Consider the following 4,317-nt stretch of genomic DNA (forward strand, 5'->3'; position numbering starts at 1 on the left):
ACCTTCAGCGCCCGCTGGGCGGACAGGTCCTTGCCGTAATCGCGCTTCGGATCGACCAGCGTGTGGGTGAGACAGATGTCCTCGTCGCGGCAGTATTCCCAGTAGCGGATGGCGTTGTCGGCAAACGCCCTGTCCCGGTGGCCCAGCACGTGCGGGGCAATCACCGCCGCGTCGGTGACAAAGGCGTTCATGAAGTCCGGCAGGCGGCCCATCAGGCCGTAGGTCGCTTCCTTGCGCGCCGACTCGCCGCGCAGGCGCTGCTGCACCTGGTCCCAGGTGCGCGCCGGCAGGAAGGAATTGCTGACCGGCCGGCCATCCTTCGGCGAAGGGTAGGTGTAGTCGGCCTGCAGGTCCGGCTGGTGGAAGGCGTCGTAGTGCGCGCCGATGCTGGCGAGGATGCCGGCCAGCGGCACGTGGCGGGTGACGTCCGCCACGCGTTCCCCGCCGATGTACAGCGCGCGGTCGTCACGAAGGCTCGCAATGTACTGCGCGCCGGTGCGTATGCCCATGAGCGGCCCCTCCTCCCTCACCGGCCTTCGCTGCGAGACCGTGGCGGAGGGTTTTAGCCCGTGGCAGCCCCCTGACGCAAGCGGTACGTGCCTGCCTCAGCCACCGAGCCAGAGTGCCGCGCGATAGGCGACGAACGCCGCCAGATACGCCAGGGCAAACAGGTAGCCGGCCGTCAGGGCGGCGACGCGCCAGCTGTTGGTCTCGCGACGGATGACCGCCAGGGTGCTCAGGCACTGCGGCGCGAACACATACCAGACCAGCAGCGACAACGCCGTGGCAAGGCTCCAGTCCTGGGCGATCAGCGGCGTCAGCGTGCCGACCGTGTCCTCGCCGGCCGCCGACAGGGCGTAGACCGTGCCCAGCGCACCGACCGCCACTTCGCGCGCCGCCAGACCCGGCACCAGGGCGATGCTGATCTGCCAGTTGAAGCCGATGGGCTCGAACACCACCGCCAGCGCGCGCCCCAGGGTGCCGGCCAGGCTGTACTCGATGGCCGGCCCGACCGCGCCCGCCGGCGGCGCCGGGAAGCTCGCCAGGAACCACATCAGCACGGTCAAGGCCAGGATGATGCCGCCGACACGCCGCACGAACACCACCACCCGCTGCCACAGCCCGATGGCGATGTTGCGCAGCACCGGCCAGTGGTAGTTCGGCAGCTCCATCATCAGCGTGCGCACCTGGCGCCGCGCGGTCAGGCGCTTGAGCACCCAGGCCACCGTCAGCGCACCGAGAATGCCGGCCACATACAGCGCCAGCAGCACCAGCCCCTGCAGTTCCAGCCCGCCCCATACCTCGCGGCGGGGAATGAACGCGCCGATCAGCAGCGCGTACACCGGCAGGCGCGCGGAGCAGGTCATCAGGGGCGCGATCAGGATGGTCACCAGGCGGTCGCGCGGGTTGGCGATGGTGCGCGCGGCCATGATGCCGGGAATGGCACAGGCGAAACTCGACAGCAGCGGGATGAACGAGCGCCCCGACAACCCCACGCCGCCCATCAGGCGGTCCAGCAGGAACGCCGCCCGCGGCAGGTAGCCGGATTCCTCCAGCACCAGAATGAAGAAAAACAGGATGACGATCTGCGGCAGGAACACCAGCACACCGCCGGCACCGGCAATGACGCCGTCGACAACCAGACTGTGCAGCCAGCCGTCGCCGAGCAGGGAGCCGGCGAGGCCACCGGCCCAGGCCGTGCCCGCCTCGATCCAGCCCATCGGTGCCTCGGCCCAGGCGAACACCGCCTGGAACACCAGGAACAGCACCAGACCCAGCAGCAGTGGCCCGGCCAGCGGGTGCAGCACCACCTGATCGATGCGGTCGCTGACCAGGTGCGGCATCGTTTCGTTCAATCCCACGCGCTCGAGAATGGCGCGTACGGCGGCGTGATCGCCGCGCGGATCGACCTCGGCACCGGGGGCCGCGTCTTCACCGTAGGACGGTTTCGGCCAGGCTGCCCGGTCGCTCAGCAGCGCCCGCAGCGCCGCGGCGCCGTCGGGCTTGACGGCGACGGTGGGAATGACCGGCACGCCCAGTTCCCGCTCCAGGGCCGCGGCATCCACCGTGATGCCACGGCGGGCCGCCAGATCGACCATGTTCAGCGCCACCACGCACGGCAGGCGCAGGCGCTTGACGGCCAGCACCAGGCGCAGGTTGCGCCGCAGGTTGGTGGCATCGACCACGCACACGATCAGGTCCGGCCGCTTCTCGCCCACGGCGCGCCCGTAGAGCACATCGGCCGTCACCCGCTCGTCCGGCGAGCGCGGGTTCAGGCTGTAGGCGCCGGGCAGATCCAGCACCCGCACGTCCTTGCCCGAGCCGGCCGTGAATCGGCCTTCCTTGCGCTCGACCGTCACCCCGGCGTAGTTGGCGACCTTCTGCCGACTGCCGGTGAGCCGATTGAACAGTGCGGTCTTGCCGCAGTTGGGGTTGCCCAGCAAGGCCACCAGGGGGTCGGCATGCTGGAAATGCAGGACCGCCTCTTTGTTCACGACGTTCACGATGCGGCCTCGACCAGCACGCAGGCCGCTTCGGCCCGACGCAGCGCAAAGGTGGAGGCACCGACGCGGACCACCAGCGGATCGCCGCCCGGCAGGCCGCGCGCCAGCAGGCAGACCGGCTCCCCCGGAATGAAGCCGATTTCCTCCAGCCACAGACGCCATTCCGGCAGTTCCGCTGGCACCTGGATGTCGACGACCTGCATCGGCTGGTTCAGATCGAGTCGGTCGAGCGTGACCGCTGGCGAGACGTTGTGAAAGTCGCTCATGACGGTGTCGGGTGGCGGGCGCGGAAACCGCGGGCATCGCGGTCAAGCGCCGAACAGGTCGGGAAGTTAATGATAACGATTATCAGAAACGTCTGCCTTCATGCCAACGCTGCCTGCGCAGCGATGACCCAGACACCGGAGCGCCGGGGCCCGGCGCCTGCTTCTCGACGGGAGCCTGCACCAGCTGCCCACGCCGGAAAACGCCCTGCGCCGGCAGCCGGTAACGCTCAGGCGACCTGCGCGGCGCGCACCTGCGGGCGCAACCTGCGATGCATGTCGCGCAGCAGGGATTCGGTGGTTACCCAGTCGATGCACGGGTCGGTCACCGACACGCCGTAGCGCAACTGCGACAGGTCCGCCGGAATCGGCTGGTTGCCGGCTTCGAGGTTGCTCTCCAGCATCAGGCCGACGATGGAGCGATTGCCCTCCAGCATCTGACTGACACAGTTCTCGAGCACCAGGCCCTGCAGCTCGGGCTGCTTGTTGCAGTTGGCGTGGCTGCAGTCGACCACGATGTTCTGCGGCAGCTTGGCCTTGGCCAGCGCCTGTTCGCACAGCGCCACGGCGACCGAATCGTAATTCGGCCGGTCATGACCGCCGCGCAGCACCAGGTGGCCGTACGGATTGCCGCGGGTGCGGATGACCGCCGACTGCCCCTGCAGGTTGATGCCCAGGAAACTGTGCGGGCTGGCCGCCGATTTCATGGCGTTGATGGCCACTTCGATGCCGCCGTCGGTGCCGTTCTTGAAACCGACCGCCGTCGACAGGCCGCTCGACATCTCGCGGTGGGTCTGCGACTCGGTGGTGCGCGCGCCGATGGCGGTCCAGGTGATCAGGTCGTGCAGGTACTGCGGCATGATCGGGTCGAGCGCTTCGGTACCGGCCGGCAGACCCATGTCGGCCAGTTCCAGCAGCAGCTCGCGCGCCTTGCCGACGCCTTCCTCGATGTGGAAGGAGTCGTCCATGCGCGGGTCGTTGATCAGGCCCTTCCAGCCGGTGGAGGTGCGCGGCTTCTCGAAGTACACGCGCATGATCACCAGCAGCGTGTCCTTGACCTCCTGCGAGAGCGCCTGCAGGCGACGCGCGTAGTCGCGTGCGGCGTCCAGGTCGTGGATGGAGCACGGGCCGACCACCACGAAACGGCGCGGGTCGCGCCGGTCCAGGATGGCCTGCACCGCGGCGCGACCTTCCAGCACGGTGCGCTCGGCGGCGGGTGTCAGCGGCAGCCGGGCACGCACCTCGGCCGGGGTCGGCATGAGCTGCTGCTCGACGACATTGATATTGGTCAGCTTGTCCATGGGCGCTCGGGCGATCGCATAAGTCAAAGGCGGCCGCCGATTGTAAAGGCTGCGCGCCGATGCTGCCGACGCCGGCGCCGACGGGCGGCGCGCTGGCCACGTCCAGGCGCGAGGCGGGAGGCACCCGAAAAACACGACGCCCGGGCGGAGCCAGGCGTTTTCGTGCAAGCGATGGTGGGCGATGCTGGGATCGAACCAGCGACCCCTACCGTGTGAAGGTAGTGCTCTACCGCTGAGCTAATCGCCCCC

At 68.9% G+C, this 4,317-nt stretch carries 4 protein-coding genes and 1 tRNA gene; all 5 read right to left on the reverse strand.

Translation table 11 applies throughout. The features are described 5' to 3' along the window. On the reverse strand, positions 1-509 hold a 509-nt coding region (locus ABYX71_RS10640; protein WP_372696474.1), incomplete at its 3' end, for a 4-hydroxyphenylacetate 3-hydroxylase N-terminal domain-containing protein. A 96-nt stretch (positions 510-605) separates the two neighbouring features. Next, on the reverse strand, positions 606-2,495 hold the full coding sequence (locus tag ABYX71_RS10645; RefSeq protein ID WP_372696477.1) for a ferrous iron transporter B: 1,890 nt from the start codon (positions 2,493-2,495) through the stop codon (positions 606-608). A gap of 5 nt (positions 2,496-2,500) precedes the next feature. Continuing rightward, complete coding sequence (locus tag ABYX71_RS10650) at positions 2,501-2,770, reverse strand: ferrous iron transport protein A (protein ID WP_372696475.1); 270 nt, start codon at positions 2,768-2,770, stop codon at positions 2,501-2,503. Positions 2,771-2,997: 227 nt separating this feature from the next. Further along, positions 2,998-4,068 (reverse strand): 3-deoxy-7-phosphoheptulonate synthase, encoded by a 1,071-nt coding sequence (locus ABYX71_RS10655; RefSeq protein ID WP_372696476.1) that lies wholly within the window; start codon positions 4,066-4,068, stop codon positions 2,998-3,000. Between the two features lie 172 nt (positions 4,069-4,240). Then, a tRNA-Val gene (locus tag ABYX71_RS10660) sits at positions 4,241-4,315 on the reverse strand. Positions 4,316-4,317 lie beyond the last annotated feature (2 nt).

The organism is Immundisolibacter sp. (genome assembly GCF_041625615.1).
Classification (GTDB): Bacteria; Pseudomonadota; Gammaproteobacteria; order Immundisolibacterales; family Immundisolibacteraceae; genus Immundisolibacter.